Origin of the sequence: Ramlibacter sp. PS3R-8, from assembly GCF_037572435.1 — a bacterium.
Taxonomy (GTDB): domain Bacteria; phylum Pseudomonadota; class Gammaproteobacteria; order Burkholderiales; family Burkholderiaceae_C; genus Ramlibacter.
The window spans coordinates 268,563-284,366 of the sequence record NZ_JBBHGT010000002.1 but is presented as its reverse complement, the minus strand read 5'-3'; the positions used below and the strand labels follow the sequence as shown (position 1 = coordinate 284,366).

Sequence of the window (15,804 nt, the reverse complement as noted above, 5' to 3'; positions counted from 1 at the left end):
TCGTTGTGGCCCCGAGTTTAGGGGCTGTTCTTCCATAATGGCCGGATGACTTCCCGCACCTTCCCGGCATGGCAATTCTGGATCGACCGCGGCGGCACTTTCACCGACGTCGTGGGCCGCCGGCCGGACGGCAGCCTCGTCACCCACAAGCTGCTGTCGGACAACCCGGAGCAATACCGTGATGCGGCCGTGGCGGGCATCCGCCATCTCCTGGGACTGAAGCCGGGCGAGCCGATCACGCCGCGGCAGGTGGAGTGCGTGAAGATGGGAACCACGGTGGCGACCAATGCACTGCTGGAGCGCAAGGGCGAGCCCACGTTGCTGGTCACCACGCGGGGCTTTCGCGATGCGCTGCGCATCGCGTACCAGAACCGCCCGCGCCTGTTCGACCGGCACGTCGTGCTGCCGGAACTGCTCTACTCCGAAGTCATCGAGGCCCGCGAGCGCATGGGGGCGCACGGCGAGGTGCTGCAGGCGCTGGAAGAGGCCCACCTGCGGCAGGCGTTGCAGGCGGCGCACAGCCGCGGCCTGCGCAGCGTGGCCATCGTCTTCATGCATGGTTACCGCTACACGGCGCACGAAGGCGCCGCGGGCCGCATCGCCCGCGAATGCGGCTTCGACCAGGTCAGCACCTCGCACCAGACCAGCCCGATGATGAAGCTGGTCAGCCGCGGCGACACCACCGTGGTCGACGCCTACCTGTCGCCCATCCTGCGGCGCTACGTCGACCAGGTGGCGGCGGAGATGCCGGGCGTGAAGCTGTTCTTCATGCAGTCGTCCGGCGGCTTGACGGACGCCCATGCCTTCCAGGGCAAGGACGCCATCCTGTCCGGGCCCGCCGGCGGCATCGTCGGCATGGCCCGGACGGCGCAACTCGGCGGCCATGACCGCGTCATCGGCTTCGACATGGGAGGGACGTCCACCGACGTTTCGCACTTCGCGGGGGAGTTCGAGCGCGAGTTCGAGACGCAGGTGGCCGGCGTGCGCATGCGCGCGCCGATGATGAGCATCCATACCGTGGCGGCAGGCGGCGGCTCGATCCTGGAATTCGACGGCGCGCGTTTTCGCGTCGGCCCGCAGAGCGCCGGCGCCAATCCGGGGCCGGCCAGCTACCGCCGCGGCGGGCCGCTGGCCGTGACCGACGCCAACGTGATGGTCGGCAAGATCCAGCCGCGCTACTTCCCGCCGGTGTTCGGCCCGCAAGGCAACGAGCCCCTCAGCCACGAAGCGGCAGCGACGAAGTTCGCGGACCTGGCGCAGCGCACCGGGCGCAGCGCCGAGGAAGTGGCCGAGGGCTTCATTGCCATCGCCGTGCAGCAGATGGCCAACGCGATCAAGAAGATCTCGGTGGCGCGCGGCTACGACGTCACCCGCTACACGCTCCAATGCTTCGGCGGCGCCGGCGGCCAGCACGCCTGCCTGGTGGCGGATGCATTGGGCATGTCGCGCGTGTTCGTGCACCCGCTGGCCGGCGTGCTGTCGGCGTACGGCATGGGGCTGGCCGACCAGAACGTCATCCGGGAACAGGCGGTCGAATTGCTGCTGTCGCCGGAGAACCTGGCCGACGTGCGGCAGAAGCTGGATGCGCTGGCGGGCGCCGCGCAGGCGGAGCTGCGCAAGCAGGATCTGAGCGGCAACGCAGTGCAAGTGCGGCGTCGCGTGCATGTGCGCTACCAGGGCAGCGACTCGGCGCTGGTGGTTGCCTTCGGCACGCAGGAGGAGATCGTTGCCGGTTTCGAGTCGGCTTACCGGCAGCGCTTTTCCTTCCTGATGCCGGGCAAGCCGATGATCGTGGAAGCGGTGTCGGTGGAGGCGGTGGTCGCGGGCGATGCGCCGGCGGAGCCGCGCCAGGCCGAACAGCCGGTGCGCGAAGTGCCACGGCGCGAGACGGTCCGCATGTACTCGGGCAGCGCCTGGCACGAGGCGGCGTTGGTGGTGCGCGAAGACGTGCGCCCCGGCGACGTGATCGCGGGGCCGGCGATCATTGCGGAGAAGAACGCCACCACGATCGTCGAGCCGGGGTGGCAGGCGCGCATCACGGCCCTGGACCACATCGTGCTGGACCGCACCCGGCCGCGCGACGTGAAGTTCGCCGCGGGCACGCAGGTGGACCCGGTGCTGCTGGAGGTGTTCAACAACCTGTTCATGAACATCGCGGAGCAGATGGGCCTGCAATTGCAGAACACGGCGTACTCGGTGAACATCAAGGAGCGACTCGATTTCTCCTGCGCGCTGTTCGACGCCGACGGCAACCTGATCGCCAATGCGCCGCACATGCCCGTGCACCTGGGGAGCATGGGCGAGAGCATCAAGACCGTGATCCGCGAGAACAGCGGGACGATGCAGCAGGGCGACGTCTACGTGCTGAACGATCCGTACCATGGCGGCACGCATTTGCCGGACGTCACGGTGATCACACCGGTGTACCTCTCTTCACTCCCTCCCCCTCCGGGGGAGGGCGGGGGTGGGGGCGCTCGAGAGAAGCCCCTCTTCTACGTCGGCTCCCGCGGCCACCACGCCGACATCGGCGGCACCACTCCGGGCTCGATGCCGCCCTTCTCGACACGGATCGAGGAAGAGGGCGTGCAGATCGACAACTTCAAGCTGGTGGACCGCGGCACGCTGCGCGAGCAGGAGATGATCGACCTGCTGCGCAGCGGCAAGCATCCTTCGCGCAATCCCGAGCAGAACATGGGTGACCTGAAGGCGCAGATCGCGGCCAACGAGAAGGGTGTGCAGGAACTGCGGCGGATGGTGGACCAGTTCGGGCTGGATGTGGTGCAGGCCTACATGCGGCACGTGCAGGACAACGCGGAAGAGTCCGTGCGGCGCGTCATCACGCGGCTGAAGGACGGCCAGTTCACGCTGCCGCTGGACAACGGCGCGCAGATCCACGTGGCGATCCGCGTCGACGCCGCGTCACGCTCCGCCGAGATCGACTTCACCGGCACGTCGCCGCAGCAGGTCAACAACTTCAACGCCCCCAAGGCCGTGTGCATGGCGGCGGTGCTGTACGTCTTCCGCACGCTGGTCAGCGACGAGATCCCGCTCAACGCCGGCTGCCTGAAGCCGCTGAACGTGATCGTGCCCGAAGGCTGCATGCTCAACCCGAACCCGCCGGCGTCGGTGGTGGCGGGCAACGTGGAGACCTCCACCTGCATCACCAACACGCTGTACGGCGCGCTGGGGGTGATGGCCGCGGGGCAGTGCACCATGAACAACTTCACCTTCGGCAACGCCCGCTACCAGTACTACGAGACCATCTCGGGCGGCAGCGGCGCCGGCGGCTTGTACGACGAGAAGGGCGACCTGTGCGGCGGCTTCGACGGCACCAGCGTCGTGCAGACCCACATGACCAACTCGCGCCTGACCGACCCCGAGGTGCTGGAGTTCCGCTTTCCGGTGCGGCTGGAAAGCTACGAGATCCGCCAGGATTCCGGCGGTGATGGTCAATGGCACGGCGGCAATGGCGGCGTGCGCCGGGTGCGATTCCTGGAGGACATGACGGCCAGCATCCTGTCCAATGGGCGCAAGGTGCCCGCCTTCGGCATGGCGGGCGGGCAGCCGGGGCAGGTGGGCCTCAACCGCGTGGTGCGCGGTGACGGCCGGGTGGAGGCGCTGGACCACATCGGCTCGGCCGAGATGAAGCCGGGCGACATCTTCGAGATCCACACGCCGGGAGGCGGGGGGTTCGGCACTCCGCGCGCGTGAAGGGTGGCGCAGGCTAGAGGCGGGGCAGGAAGTCGGCGGGCGCCGATGCGCCGGCTTCGTCGTCGCGCTCGGCCTGGTCCGGCGGCCGCACCCGCGGTGCTGCGTCCCGTTCGCCGATCTGCTGGCGCCACATCGCGTAGTAGAGACCCTTGAGCGCCACCAGTTCCGCGTGGCTGCCGCTTTCCACGATGCGGCCCCGCTCCAGCACGTGGATGGTGTCCGCATGCAGCACCGTCGACAGTCGATGCGCGATCAGCACCGTGATCTGCGTGCGGGTTGCGGAGACGCGGCGCACCGTCTCGGTCACCTGCTGTTCGGTGAGCGAATCCAGCGCCGACGTCGCTTCGTCGAACACCAGCAGCCGGGGTTCGCGCAGCAGGGCCCGGGCGATCGACAGGCGCTGGCGCTCGCCGCCCGACAGCCGGGTGCCGGCCTCGCCGATGACCGTGTCCAGGCCTTGCGGCAGGCGTGCCAGCAACTGCGTGCACTGCGCGTGCTCGAGGGCCAGAAGGATCTGCGCATCCGTCGCATCGGGACGGACGAAGAGCATGTTTTCCCGGACCGTGCCTCCGAACAGGCTGGTTTCCTGCGTGACGTAGCCGACCTGCCGGCGTGCCTCGTTGTAGCGCAGCCTGCGGGTGCTGACGTCGTTGAAACAGACCTCGCCCTCCGATTGCCGATACAGCCCGAGCAACAGTTTCACCAGGGTGGACTTGCCCGAGCCCGAGGGGCCGACGAAGGCAATGGTGTCCCCGCGGCGGGCGGAAAACGAGACGTCGTCCAATGCATTTTCCTGGGCGCCGCGGTGGCGAAAGCTCACGTGGTCGAAGCGCAGGGACTCGACGGGCCCGATGTGCACCGCATCCTTGGGGCGCTGGTCGACAGGTTTGGCCATCAGCTCCACGAAATTCGCCATCGACGAACTGGCTTCCCGCCAGGCCAGGATGATGGTGCCCAACTCCTGCAGCGGCGCCAGGATGGCCACCGAGATGAACTGCATGGCGATCAGTTCGCCCGTGGACAGGACGTTGCGGAAGATCAGCCACAGCAAGGTGAACAGCACCGAGAGCTTCAGCAGGCTGAGCGTCGAGCCCTGGAGGAAGCTGAGCCAGCGGATGCGGCGCACCTTCGCCATCTCCAGGCCGAAGATCACCTCGGTCTGCGCCTGCAGGCGGCGGATCTCGCGGAACGTGAGTCCCAGGCTCTTGATCAGCGCCACGTTGCGCAGGCTCTCGGTGATGAAGCCCGCGTTGCGGGTCGTTTCCCGGTTCAGCGCGCGCTGCTGGCTGCGGATCTGGCGGCTCAACAGCCCGGAAAGGCCGCCCAGCACGACCAGCCCGATGAAGAACACCGGCACCAGCAGCCAGCTCTTGGTCACCGCGTACCAGAGGAGGAAGGCCAGCCCCACCACCGACGCGAACAGCACGTTGATGAAGGCGTTGATGAAACGTTCGGTGTCCCGGCGCACCCGCAGCAGCATCGACAGCGTCTCGCCGCTGCTCTGCTCCTCGAACTCCTGGTAGCGCAGGCGCAGGGTCTGCCGCAGGCCATCGTTGAAGATCTGGGTGCCCAGCCGCTGCACGACCAGCCGCGTGAGGTAGTCCTGCACCGCCTTGCAGGCCCGCGAGGCGATGGCCACCGCGACAGCGAGCGCCAGCAGGCGCAATGCGCCGCGCACGAGTTCATCGTCGCTCTTCACGTTGCGCTGGTTGGCGTAATCATCGATCAGCCAGCCGAAGATGATGGGGTCCACCAGCGCCAGCACCTGGCCGAGCGCGGCCAGCAGCAGGGCCACCGCCGCCAGCCTGCGCTGCGACTTCAGGTAGGTCCACAGCAAGTTCATTGCCGGAGGATACAAGCGCTAGAGTCCTGCCATGAAACCGCTTTTGCCATCCCGCGCTTCGGATGCCGGCGTGCCTGGGCTGGCCTGCCTCTTCGTCGCTGCCGTGCTGGCGCTGCCCGCGCACGGCCAGCCGGTGGTCGACGCCGTGATCCCGTTCGCGGACGCGCACGTCCACCTGAACGACCCGGCGATGCAACGCGACCTGATGCAGCGCTGGGGCGCGACGCACGCCGTGGTGTTCTGGGGCGGCAGGAGCAGCAACGAGTCCGTGCTCGATGCCGCCCGCAGCCAGCCGGAGCTGATCCCGTTCGCCTCGATCTCGCCGGAGCGCACGGCCTACCGCCCCGCCTGGGAGCGTGACGATCCGGCGCTGCTGCACCAACTGGACGCCTTGCTCGCCTCCGGCGCCTTCAGGGGCATCGGCGAGATCGCGGCTGCGCATTTTCCCGCTGCCGGCTTTGCCGAGACCGATTTCAGCCCGCTCGGGCCGATGATGACGGGGATCATGGAGCTGGCGCGCAAGTACCGGCTGCCGGTGATGGTGCACGTGGAGTCCACGCGGCTGCAGGAACTGGCGGCGATGCTGCTGCGGTTTCCCGACGTGCCGGTCATCTGGGCCCATGGGGGCTATACGCCGCTGTTCCTGGCGCGCCGCATGCTGCAGCAACACCCGAACCTGTACTACGAGCTCAGTGCGCGGACCTGGCCGCGCCACCCGCGCTCGCCTGACTACACGATCCTGCGGGACGGCGTCGAAGTCTGGCCGGAGTGGCTGCAACTCATCGAGCAGATGCCGGGCCGCTTCCTGGTAGGCACCGATGCCAGCCACCGGTCGCCGGCGAGCGAGGCGATGAAGTTCGCCAGCGTGCAGGACTTCCTGCGGCAAATTCGGCCTCCCGTGCGCGAGCAGGTGGCGCGAGGCAACCTGCTGCGGCTGGTGGGGCTTGCTCCCTGACCGGGCGTTTGCAATCGGCTGCTAGAGTCCGCGGGATGCATTGGCTTCGTTCCCTGATCGCCCGTCATCCGCGGCCCGCCCTCGTACTGGGCAAGGGCCTGTTTCTCGCCGGCTGCATCCTGATCCTGGGGGCGATCTTCGCGCGCGCCGGATTGGCGTGGCCCGTGCCGGAGGGGCCGGTGGCCTTTGGTGTCGCTGCTGCGCTGGTGCTCGCCGGGATGGGGCTGACGCAGATGGCGGAGCGAGCCGGCAAGCCCTGACGCGCTGGTCCGCGCGCATGCCGGGGTCGGCTGGCGCCGAACCCGGCCTACGGGGCCACGGGGAATGAATCCGTCAGGGCCCGTAGCGCGCATGCCGGGGTCGGCTGGTGCGGAACCCGGCCCACGGGAATGAAAACCGACCGGGCCTGTAGGTCGGGTTCCGCCGCCGGCGGACCCCGACGCGCACTCCTACTTCTTCGCCGCAGAAGCCGCCGACGCAGCCGCCTTGGCCGGGGCAGCGGGCTTGCTGTCCTTCTTCTCGTCCTTCTTCGCCGAGGCGGCCTTGAACTTGTCGCCATTGACGGTCAGGCCCTCGGCCGACAGTTTCGCGGCGCTGCTGTCGCCCATGCCTTTCACGCGGGCCACCAGGTCCGGCCAGTCCTTGAACTTGCCCTTCTTGCGCTCGTCCAGGATGCGCTGGGACATCACCGGGCCGATGCCCTTGATGCCGTCCAGGTCCGCGGCCTTGGCCGTGTTGACGTCGACAGCCGCGAAGGCCGCGGCGGCGTACAGCATGGCCAGGACGGCCAGGATTTTCTTCAGCATGCTCGTCTCCTCGTGGTCAGGGTCATGCTCCAACGGCGGACGTCACCCGGCCGATGACAGGGTCGCCACGTACTTCGCCACGCCGGTCGCGACGTCGGCGAAGGCATGGTCGCAGCCGGCGGCGCGCAGGGTGCTGAGGTCGGCCTGCGTGTAGCACTGGTACTTGCCGCGCAATGCGTCCGGGAACGGGATGTATTCCAGCAGGCCCAGGTCCACGGCGGTCGCCGCGTCCGGGACGCCGCCCGGATGGAGCGCGTTGATCACGCCCACTGCCACGTCGTTGAATGGCTGGGCCCGCCCGGTCCCGAGGTTGAAGATGCCGGACTTTTGCGGATGGTCGAAGAACCACAGGTTCACCGCCACCACGTCGTCCACGAAGACGAAGTCGCGCGACTGCTGGCCGGGGCCGTAGCCGCCGTATTCGCCGAACAACTTGACCTTGCCCTGCTCGCGGAACTGGTTGAACTGGTGGAAGGCCACGCTCGCCATCCGGCCCTTGTGCTGCTCGCGCGGCCCGTACACGTTGAAGTAGCGAAAGCCCGCCACCTGGCGCTTGTTGCGCTTGAAGTCGCGGCCGCACTCGCGGCGCATGCGCTGGTCGAACAGCAGCTTGCTGTAGCCGTAGACGTTCAGCGGCAGCTCGAACTGCGGCACTTCGCGGAACGTGTCCGAGCCGCCGTAGACCGCGGCGGAGGATGCGTAGAGCAGGCGGCTGCCGCGCTCCTGGCAGGCCTCGAACAGCGAGCAGGACACCGCGTAGTTGTTGTCCATCATGTACTTGCCGTCCTGCTCCATCGTGTCGCTGCAGGCGCCCTCGTGGAACACGGCCTCCACCTTGCCGAACGCGCCCTCGGCGAACATGGCGTAGAAGTCGTCGGCGTCGAGGTAGTCGTCGATCTCCAGGTCGCGCAGGTTCAGGAACTTGTCCCCCTGCTTCAGGTCGTCCACCGCGATGACGTTGATGATGCCGCGCGCGTTGAGGCCCTTGATGATGTTGGAGCCGATGAACCCTGCGGCTCCGGTAACGACGACACGGGTCATGCGAACAGCTCCTCGTAGGACACGGTGGCGGTGCCGAACTTGCCCACCACGATGCCGCCGGCGCGGTTGGCGATCGGCAGCGCATCGCGCAGCGACACCCCCGCGGCCACCATCGTGGCCAGCGTGGCGATCACCGTGTCGCCGGCGCCGGTGACGTCGAACACCTCGCGGGCCTGCGCCTTCACGGTCAGTTCGCCGGCGTCGTCGTACAGCGTCATGCCTTCCTCGCTGCGGGTGAGCAGCAGGCCCCGCAAGCCCAGGTCCCTGCGCAGCTTCTGCGCGCGCGCACGCAGGTCGTCCTCGTTCTGCCAGCGCCCCACCACGTCCTGCAGCTCGGCTCGGTTCGGCGTGATGACCGTCGCGCCCCGGTACCTGCCGTAGTCGGAACCCTTGGGGTCGACCAGCACCGGCTTGTTGGTGGCGCGCGCGCTCTCGATCATGGCCGGGATGTGGGCCAGCCCGCCCTTGCCGTAGTCGGAGAACAGGATCGCGTCCTGCTGCGGCAGCAGGGCGGTGAACGCCTCGTTCTGCAAGGCCAGCACCTCGTGGTCCGGCTCGTTCTCGAAGTCCATGCGCAGCAGTTGCTGCTGGCGGCCGATGACGCGCAGCTTGACGGTGGTGCGCAGGCCGGGGTCCCGCTTCAGGTGGGCGCGGATGCCCGTGTCTTTCAGCAGCCGCTCCAGCCGGTGGCCGGGCTCGTCGTCGCCGACCACACCGAGGAAGCTGGCCTGGGCGCCGAGCGTGCTGACGTTGTAGGCCACGTTGGCGGCGGCGCCGATGCGCTCTTCCTCGCGCGATACCTTCACCACCGGCACCGGCGCCTCGGGCGAGATGCGTTCCACGGCGCCGTGCCAGTAGCGATCGAGCATCGCGTCGCCGACCACCAGCACGCGGGCTTTCGCGATCTGTTGCTTGCTTGGGTTCATGTTCATAGTTCTTCCACCCGGCGGGCGGGATAGCTGTCCCAGGCCTGGCAGCCCGGGCATTGCCAGAAATGCTGCTTGGCCTCGAAGCCGCAGGCGGCGCAGCGGTAGCGTGTCAGGGGCTTGACGGCGTGGTCCAGCGCGCGCTGGACGTCGGGGTGGAACTGCTGGTGCTCCAGCTTCTCCCCCGCGATCCACTTGGCCGCGGCCACCAGGGAGGGCTCGCGCTTCAGGTGCTGTACGTAATTGTTGCGGGCGGCCTCGGGATCGGTCTCCAGCGCCGCGATGGCGTCCAGCACGTCCAGCGACGGCGACTGCTCGTAGCTTGCGCGCAGCAGCCCACGCGCGTCGTCCTGCCGGCCGCTGGCGATCGCCGCCTCCGTCAGCGCCTTGGCCATCAGGGGCAGGGCCGGGGGACTGGCGCCGGCCAGCTCCGTCAGCAGCTCGAAGGCGCCACGGGCATCGCCGGCGCGCCGGCGTAGCGCCGCCAGGTCGATGCGCGGGCGCGCGGAGCGCGGGGCGATTTTCATGGCCTTCTGCAGCAGTTGCTCCGCCTCCGCGGGGGTGGCGCCCGCCGCCTGCTCGCACAGGTAGTGGGCCAGCCGGCCAGCGAACTGGCCGCCGGAGCCGGCGGCGTCGAGCTTGCGCGCGATCTCCGAGGCCAGCTGCCAGTCGCGTGAGCGCTCGTAGATGGCCAGCAGCGCCAGCAGCGCCTGTTCTTCGAACGCCGTGCCTTCCAGCTTGCGCAGGGCTTCCTCGGCGCGATCGAGCAGGCCGGCGCGCAGGTAGTCCAGGGCCAGGGCATGCTGCGCGCGGTGCCGGTCCGCCCGGCTCAGGTCGGCGCGGGACAGCAGGTGTTCGTGCACGCGAACGGCGCGCTCGTACTCGCCACGGCGGCGGAACAGGTTGCCCAGGGCGAAATGCAGCTCGGAGGTGTCGGGGTCGCTCTGCACGGCCTCGATGAAGGCGTCGATGGCCTGGTCCTGCTGCTCGTTCAGCAGGAAGTTCAGGCCGCGGAAGTAGGCCTTGGGCGCCAGCCGGTTCTCGATGCGAAGCTGGCGCAGGTCCAGCCGGGAGGCCAGCCAGCCCAGCCCGAAGGCCAGCGGCAGGCCCCACAACAGCCAGGTGAGGTCAAAGTCCATGTGTCGGCGGCGTGCCTTGTCCGATCAGGGTGCTGGGCTGGTGTTCCGGATGCGTCAGGCGCGCGGCCTGGCGGTGCTTCCACCAGCGCGGCACCATGCCCACCGCGCCGATCACCAGCCCCGCGGCAAAGGTGCCCAGCACGATCAGCACCATCGGCGCGGTCCACCGGGTGCCGAAGAAGAAGTTGACGGTCGCGTCCTGCTGGTTGTTCAGCGCGAAAGCGAACAGGGTAAAAAAAATGGCCGCCTTGAGCAGCCATACCAGGTATTTCATCGGGGCTCCTCGCTCGCGAGGAATTGTGCCCTAGCGCTTGGCCCCGGCCGCCTCGATTTCGGCCGTCCGCTCGTCCACCGCCTCGCGCAGGGCCTTGCCCGGCTTGAAGTGGGGAACGCGCTTTTCCGGGATGTGCACGCTTTCGCCCGAACGGGGGTTGCGGCCCATCCGCGGAGGGCGCCGGTTGATCGAGAAACTGCCGAAGCCCCGGATCTCGATGCGGTGGCCGCGCACCAGCGCGTCGCTCATCGCGTCAAGAATGGTCTTGACGGCGTATTCGGCGTCGCGATGGGTGAGCTGGCTGAAACGCGCAGCCAGTTCTTCGACGAGGTCGCTTCGAGTCATTGCTTGAAGGGAAGCCGGGGGCACGCAGCCCCCGGCACCCCGGGCCTTCTTACTGCTTGTCCGTCGTGTCCAGCTTGGCCCGCAGCAGCGCGCCCAGGCTGGTCGTGCCGGCGTTTTCACGCGACGACTGCTGCGACAGGTTGGCCATCTGGCCCTGCTCGTCCATCATGTCCTTCTGGCGGATCGACAGCTGGATGTTGCGCGTCTTGCGGTCGATGTTGACCACCACGGCCGTCACTTCGTCGCCTTCCTTGAGCACGTTGCGCGCGTCTTCCACGCGGTCGCGGCTGATTTCGGAGGCACGCAGGTAGCCCATGATGTCCTGGCCCAGGTCGATCTCGGCGCCCTTCGGGTCGACGGTCTTGACCTTGCCGGTGACGGACGAACCCTTGTCGTGCACCGAGGTGAAGGTGGAGAACGGGTCGCCATCGAGCTGCTTGATGCCCAGGGAGATGCGCTCGCGGTCGACGTCGACGCCCAGCACGATCGCTTCGACTTCCTGGCCCTTCTTGTAGTTGCGAACGGCAGCTTCGCCGGTCTCGCTCCAGGACAGGTCGGACAGGTGCACCAGGCCGTCGATGCCGGCAGCCAGGCCGACGAACACGCCGAAGTCGGTGATCGACTTGATCGGGCCCTTGACGCGGTCGCCGCGCTTGGTTTCCTGCGCGAATTCCTGCCACGGGTTGGCCTTGCACTGCTTCATGCCCAGGCTGATGCGGCGCTTGTCCTCGTCGATCTCCAGGACCATGACTTCGACTTCGTCACCCAGGGACACGACCTTGGAAGGAGCAACGTTCTTGTTGGTCCAGTCCATCTCGGAAACGTGCACCAGGCCTTCGATGCCGGGTTCCAGTTCGACGAACGCGCCGTAGTCGGCGATGTTGGTGATCTTGCCGAACATGCGGGTGCCGTTGGGGTAGCGGCGGCCGACGCCCATCCACGGGTCGTCGCCCATCTGCTTGAGGCCCAGGGACACGCGGTTCTTCTCGGTGTCGAACTTCAGGATCTTGGCGGTGATTTCCTGGCCGGCGGTCACCACTTCGGACGGGTGACGGACACGGCGCCACGCCATGTCGGTGATGTGCAGCAGGCCGTCGATGCCGCCGAGGTCCACGAACGCACCGTACTCGGTGATGTTCTTGACGACGCCGCGCACGATGGAGCCTTCCTTCAGGGTTTCCATCAGCTTGGCGCGCTCTTCGCCCATGGACGCTTCGACCACGGCGCGGCGCGACAGCACCACGTTGTTGCGCTTGCGATCGAGCTTGATGACCTTGAACTCGAGGGTCTTGTTCTCGTAGGGCGACAGGTCCTTGATGGGACGCGTGTCGATCAGCGAGCCGGGCAGGAAGGCGCGGATGCCGTTGACCAGGACGGTCAGGCCGCCCTTGACCTTGCCGGTGGTGGTGCCGGTGACGAACTCGCCGGACTCGAGCGCCTTCTCCAGGGACATCCAGGAGGCGAGACGCTTGGCCTTGTCGCGCGACAGGATGGTGTCGCCGTAGCCGTTTTCGATGGCGTCGATGGCCACGGAGACGAAATCGCCTTCGCGGACTTCGACTTCGCCCTGGTCGTTCTTGAATTCGTCGATCGGAATGTAGGCTTCCGATTTCAGGCCGGCGTTGACCACCACGTGGTTGTGCTCGACGCGCACGACTTCGGCGGTGATGACTTCGCCGGCGCGCATTTCCTGGCGCTGCAACGATTCTTCGAACAGGGCGGCAAAAGATTCTGACATGGAGGTTGCGGTGACCCGCGGGGTTGAGGTTGTCGATCCCCGTCACCAGTGCGCTGCTGCGCGGAGGGAGTGGCGGGGGCCTACGAGAAGTTCTGCTTCTCTTCCCACCACCTCAAGACCTGTGCCACCGATTCTTCAACCGACTGGCCCGAGTTATCGAGGAGGAGGGCATCCACGGCCGGCTTCAAAGGGGCGACGGCGCGATTCGAGTCGCGTGCGTCACGTGCTTCCAGGTCGGCGCGAAGACCCGGGAGTGTAGTCGAAATCCCTTTTGAAATCAACTGCTTATGCCGGCGCTCGGCGCGTTGGGCGGCGCTGGCCGTCAGGTAGACCTTCAGCGGGGCGTCCGGGAAGATCACGGTGCCCATGTCGCGGCCATCCGCAACCAGCCCCGGCAGCTGGCGAAAGCCCTGCTGCAGGGCCACCAGCGCGCTGCGGACGGCGGGCAGGGCGGACACGCGGGAGGCGTTCATGCCGGCTTCCTCGGTGCGGATCGCCTCCGTCACGTCCTGGCCATGCAGCAGCACCCGGCCCTCGGTGAAGACGATGTCCAGCGACTCGGCCAGGCGGGCGATGGTGTGCTCGTGCCCCACGTCGAGCGCGAGCCCGGCGCGGGTGGCGGCCAGGCCGGCGATGCGGTAGAGCGCGCCGGAGTCCAGGTAGCGGTAGCCCAGCCGGCGGGCAACCTCGGAGGCCAGCGTGCCCTTGCCGGAGGCCGTGGGGCCGTCCACGCACAGCACCGGGATGTGGGGTCTGGAAGTGCGGGACACGGAGAACAGGGTTTCGAAATAGTCGGGGAAGGTCTTGCCCACGCACTTCGGGTCTTCGATGCGCACGCGCGCGCCGGCCGAATTGAAGGCGGCCAGCGCGAAGCACATCGCCATGCGGTGGTCGTCGTAGGTGTGGATGGAGGCCGACTTCCAGTCGGCAGGCGGCGTCACGCGCAGGAAGTCCGCCCCTTCTTGAACCTGCGCGCCGAGCTTGCGCAATTCGGTGGCCATGGCGGCGAGCCGGTCCGTTTCCTTGACGCGCCAGCTGGCGATGTTGCGCAGGGTGGTCGGGCCGTCGGCGAACAGCGCCATCACGGCCAGCGTCATGGCGGCGTCGGGGATGTGGTTGCAGTCCAGGTCGATGGCGCGCAGCGGCCAGGCGCCGCGTCGGACTTCCAGCCAGTTCGCGCCGCTGCTGACGGCCGCGCCCATCTGCCGCGCCGCGTCGACGAAGCGGATGTCGCCCTGGATCGAGTCGGCGCCGACGCCTTCGATGCGCAGCGGGCTTGCGGTTGCGGCAAGCGCGCCCAGGGCCACGAAATAGCTGGCCGAGGAAGCGTCGGCCTCGACGTGGATTTCGCCCGGCGACTGGTAGCGGCTGCCCGCGGGAATGGTGAAGCGCTGCCAGCCGTCCCGCTGCACCGCGATGCCGAAGCGGTGCAGCATGTTCAGCGTGATCTCGATGTAGGGCTTGGAGATCAGTTCGCCGACCACCTCGATCACCACGTCCTGCCGGGCCACGAGGGGCAGGGCCAGCAGCAGCGCGGTGAGGAACTGGCTGGAGACGTCGCCGCGCACCGCGATCGGCGCGTCGAGCTTCAGGGCGCTGGCCGGGTGGATCTTCAGCGGCGGGTAGCCTTCATTGCCCAGGTAGTCGATGCGGCAACCGAGCTGGCGCAGCGCATCGACCAGGTCGCCGATCGGGCGTTCGTGCATGCGGGCCACGCCCGACATTTCGAATTCGCCGCCCATGAGGGCCAGGGCGGCGGTGAGCGGGCGCATGGCGGTGCCGGCGTTGCCGAGGAAGAGGCGCGCCGAGCGCCCCCACCCCGACCCTCCCCCAGAGGGGGAGGGGGGAATACCGGATCCCGCAGGGCGGGTTCGCGAAGCGACCCCGCCGATCCCGGTGATTTCGACGGCCGCCCCCTTGTGCACCACGCTGCACCCCAGTGCCCGCAACGCATCGAGCATCACCCGCGTGTCGTCCGAATCCAGCAGGTCGTGGACGACGGTGGTCCCACCGGACAAGGCCGCCAGCAGCAGCACGCGATTGGAGATGCTCTTCGAGCCGGGCAGGACGACGGTGCCGCCGGCCTCCTCCAGTGGCGCGAGGTCCAGGAATGCGGTGCTGAACATGACCCGGGGGGTGGCCGCGCGGGGCGGCTACTTCTTGCCCATGCGCCAGCCGGCGCGCGCCTGGCTGGCCTGCTCGATCATGGCCTCCAGCTTCTCGCCGCCGCTGTCCTCGGCGAACTGCAGCATGTTGTGCAGGCTGCGCTGGAAGATCTTGGCCTGCTCGATCAGCTCGTGCCGGTTGGCGATGAGCACGTCGCGCCACATCTTGGGGTCGCTGGCGGCAATGCGGGTGAAGTCGCGAAAGCCCGGGCCGGCCAGGGCCAGGAATTCCTTGCCGCTGCCCTGGTTGACGATGCCGTGCATCAGGGCGAAGGCGATCAGGTGCGGCAGGTGGCTGACAGCAGCGAACGCCGCGTCGTGCGCTTCCGGCGCCATCTGCAGCACGTTGCAGCCCAGCGCCTCCCATGCATCCTGCGCGCGCTTGAGGTGGCCCACCTGCGTGCGCTCGATCGGCGTCAGGATCACCTGCTTGCCGAGATACAAGTCCGCGTCCGCGTGCTCCACGCCCGATACTTCCTTGCCGGCGATGGGATGCGCCGGCACGAAGGAGCCGACGTTCTCGCGCAGCACGCGGCGGGCGGCGTCGACGACGTCGCGCTTGGTGGATCCCACGTCCATCACCAGCATGCTGGGCGTGACGAGGTGGCGGATCGCCTTGAAGGTGGCTTCGGTCGCCGACACCGGCACCGCCAGCAGCACGATGTCGGCGCCGGAGACGGCGAGCAGGGCCGACGGCGCCTCGACGTCGATCACGCCCATCTGTCGCGCCCGCTCGGTGGTGGACGGGGACTTGCTGTAGCCCACCACCCGCTTCACGAGGCCGGCGCGCTTCATGGCGAGCGCGAACGAGCCGCCCATCAGGCCGCACCCGATCAATCCCAACTGCTCGAACATCGCTGC

At 68.1% G+C, this 15,804-nt stretch carries 13 protein-coding genes; 3 read left to right on the top strand and 10 right to left on the bottom strand.

Features of this window, described 5'->3' with window-relative positions; translation table 11 throughout:
- Positions 1–45: 45 nt before the first annotated feature.
- Positions 46–3,711, top strand: a complete 3,666-nt coding sequence (locus WG902_RS09285) for a hydantoinase B/oxoprolinase family protein (RefSeq protein WP_340059745.1) — start codon at positions 46–48, stop codon at positions 3,709–3,711.
- Positions 3,712–3,724: 13 nt separating this feature from the next.
- Here WG902_RS09285 and WG902_RS09280 read toward each other — a convergent pair whose 3' ends face one another.
- Positions 3,725–5,554: an ABC transporter ATP-binding protein gene (locus WG902_RS09280; RefSeq protein ID WP_340059744.1), complete on the bottom strand. Its 1,830-nt coding sequence runs from the start codon at positions 5,552–5,554 to the stop codon at positions 3,725–3,727.
- Positions 5,555–5,585: 31 nt separating this feature from the next.
- Between WG902_RS09280 and WG902_RS09275 the strand changes: the two genes are divergently transcribed.
- On the top strand, positions 5,586–6,509 hold the full coding sequence (locus WG902_RS09275; protein WP_340059743.1) for an amidohydrolase family protein: 924 nt from the start codon (positions 5,586–5,588) through the stop codon (positions 6,507–6,509).
- Positions 6,510–6,544: 35 nt separating this feature from the next.
- A complete protein-coding gene (locus WG902_RS09270; RefSeq protein WP_340059742.1) occupies positions 6,545–6,769 on the top strand; it encodes a hypothetical protein in 225 nt (74 codons plus the stop codon).
- A gap of 189 nt (positions 6,770–6,958) precedes the next feature.
- Here WG902_RS09270 and WG902_RS09265 read toward each other — a convergent pair whose 3' ends face one another.
- The 9 genes from WG902_RS09265 to WG902_RS09225 form a co-directional block, all read right to left on the bottom strand.
- Positions 6,959–7,315, bottom strand: coding sequence for a ComEA family DNA-binding protein (locus tag WG902_RS09265; RefSeq protein WP_340059741.1), 357 nt, complete (start codon positions 7,313–7,315; stop codon positions 6,959–6,961).
- A gap of 42 nt (positions 7,316–7,357) precedes the next feature.
- A complete protein-coding gene (gene rfaD, locus WG902_RS09260; RefSeq protein ID WP_340059739.1) occupies positions 7,358–8,356 on the bottom strand; it encodes an ADP-glyceromanno-heptose 6-epimerase in 999 nt (332 codons plus the stop codon).
- The gene (gene rfaE1, locus WG902_RS09255; RefSeq protein WP_340059738.1) at positions 8,353–9,282 is read right to left on the bottom strand and encodes a D-glycero-beta-D-manno-heptose-7-phosphate kinase; all 930 of its coding nucleotides are present in this window, start codon (positions 9,280–9,282) and stop codon (positions 8,353–8,355) included. The genes rfaD and rfaE1 overlap by 4 nt, the downstream gene beginning before the upstream one ends.
- 2 nt (positions 9,283–9,284) lie before the next feature.
- Entirely contained in the window at positions 9,285–10,421 is a 1,137-nt protein-coding gene (gene lapB / locus WG902_RS09250) for a lipopolysaccharide assembly protein LapB (RefSeq protein ID WP_340059736.1), read from the bottom strand.
- A complete protein-coding gene (locus WG902_RS09245) occupies positions 10,411–10,695 on the bottom strand; it encodes a LapA family protein (RefSeq protein ID WP_340059735.1) in 285 nt (94 codons plus the stop codon). The genes lapB and WG902_RS09245 overlap by 11 nt, the downstream gene beginning before the upstream one ends.
- Positions 10,696–10,725: 30 nt before the next feature.
- A complete protein-coding gene (locus tag WG902_RS09240; protein WP_332827486.1) occupies positions 10,726–11,040 on the bottom strand; it encodes an integration host factor subunit beta in 315 nt (104 codons plus the stop codon).
- A gap of 49 nt (positions 11,041–11,089) precedes the next feature.
- A complete protein-coding gene (rpsA, locus tag WG902_RS09235) occupies positions 11,090–12,778 on the bottom strand; it encodes a 30S ribosomal protein S1 (protein ID WP_340059732.1) in 1,689 nt (562 codons plus the stop codon).
- A gap of 80 nt (positions 12,779–12,858) precedes the next feature.
- The gene (locus WG902_RS09230; RefSeq protein ID WP_340059730.1) at positions 12,859–14,904 is read right to left on the bottom strand and encodes a bifunctional 3-phosphoshikimate 1-carboxyvinyltransferase/cytidylate kinase; all 2,046 of its coding nucleotides are present in this window, start codon (positions 14,902–14,904) and stop codon (positions 12,859–12,861) included.
- Between the two features lie 27 nt (positions 14,905–14,931).
- Entirely contained in the window at positions 14,932–15,798 is an 867-nt protein-coding gene (locus WG902_RS09225; RefSeq protein WP_340060180.1) for a prephenate dehydrogenase, read from the bottom strand.
- Between the last annotated feature and the right edge of the window lie 6 nt (positions 15,799–15,804).

Excerpts from the sequence above, each read along its gene's own strand:
- WG902_RS09240 (WP_332827486.1), bottom strand. The coding sequence starts at position 11,040 with ATGACTCGAAGCGACCTCGTCGAAGAACTGGCTGCGCGTTTCAGCCAG.
- WG902_RS09270 (WP_340059742.1), top strand. The coding sequence starts at position 6,545 with ATGCATTGGCTTCGTTCCCTGATCGCCCGTCATCCGCGGCCCGCCCTC.
- WG902_RS09225 (WP_340060180.1), bottom strand. The coding sequence starts at position 15,798 with ATGTTCGAGCAGTTGGGATTGATCGGGTGCGGCCTGATGGGCGGCTCG.
- WG902_RS09285 (WP_340059745.1), top strand. The coding sequence starts at position 46 with ATGACTTCCCGCACCTTCCCGGCATGGCAATTCTGGATCGACCGCGGC.
- rfaE1 (WP_340059738.1), bottom strand. The coding sequence starts at position 9,282 with ATGAACCCAAGCAAGCAACAGATCGCGAAAGCCCGCGTGCTGGTGGTC.
- rfaD (WP_340059739.1), bottom strand. The coding sequence starts at position 8,356 with ATGACCCGTGTCGTCGTTACCGGAGCCGCAGGGTTCATCGGCTCCAAC.
- WG902_RS09245 (WP_340059735.1), bottom strand. The coding sequence starts at position 10,695 with ATGAAATACCTGGTATGGCTGCTCAAGGCGGCCATTTTTTTTACCCTG.
- WG902_RS09230 (WP_340059730.1), bottom strand. The coding sequence starts at position 14,904 with ATGTTCAGCACCGCATTCCTGGACCTCGCGCCACTGGAGGAGGCCGGC.
- WG902_RS09265 (WP_340059741.1), bottom strand. The coding sequence starts at position 7,315 with ATGCTGAAGAAAATCCTGGCCGTCCTGGCCATGCTGTACGCCGCCGCG.
- WG902_RS09280 (WP_340059744.1), bottom strand. The coding sequence starts at position 5,554 with ATGAACTTGCTGTGGACCTACCTGAAGTCGCAGCGCAGGCTGGCGGCG.
- lapB (WP_340059736.1), bottom strand. The coding sequence starts at position 10,421 with ATGGACTTTGACCTCACCTGGCTGTTGTGGGGCCTGCCGCTGGCCTTC.
- WG902_RS09275 (WP_340059743.1), top strand. The coding sequence starts at position 5,586 with ATGAAACCGCTTTTGCCATCCCGCGCTTCGGATGCCGGCGTGCCTGGG.
- rpsA (WP_340059732.1), bottom strand. The coding sequence starts at position 12,778 with ATGTCAGAATCTTTTGCCGCCCTGTTCGAAGAATCGTTGCAGCGCCAG.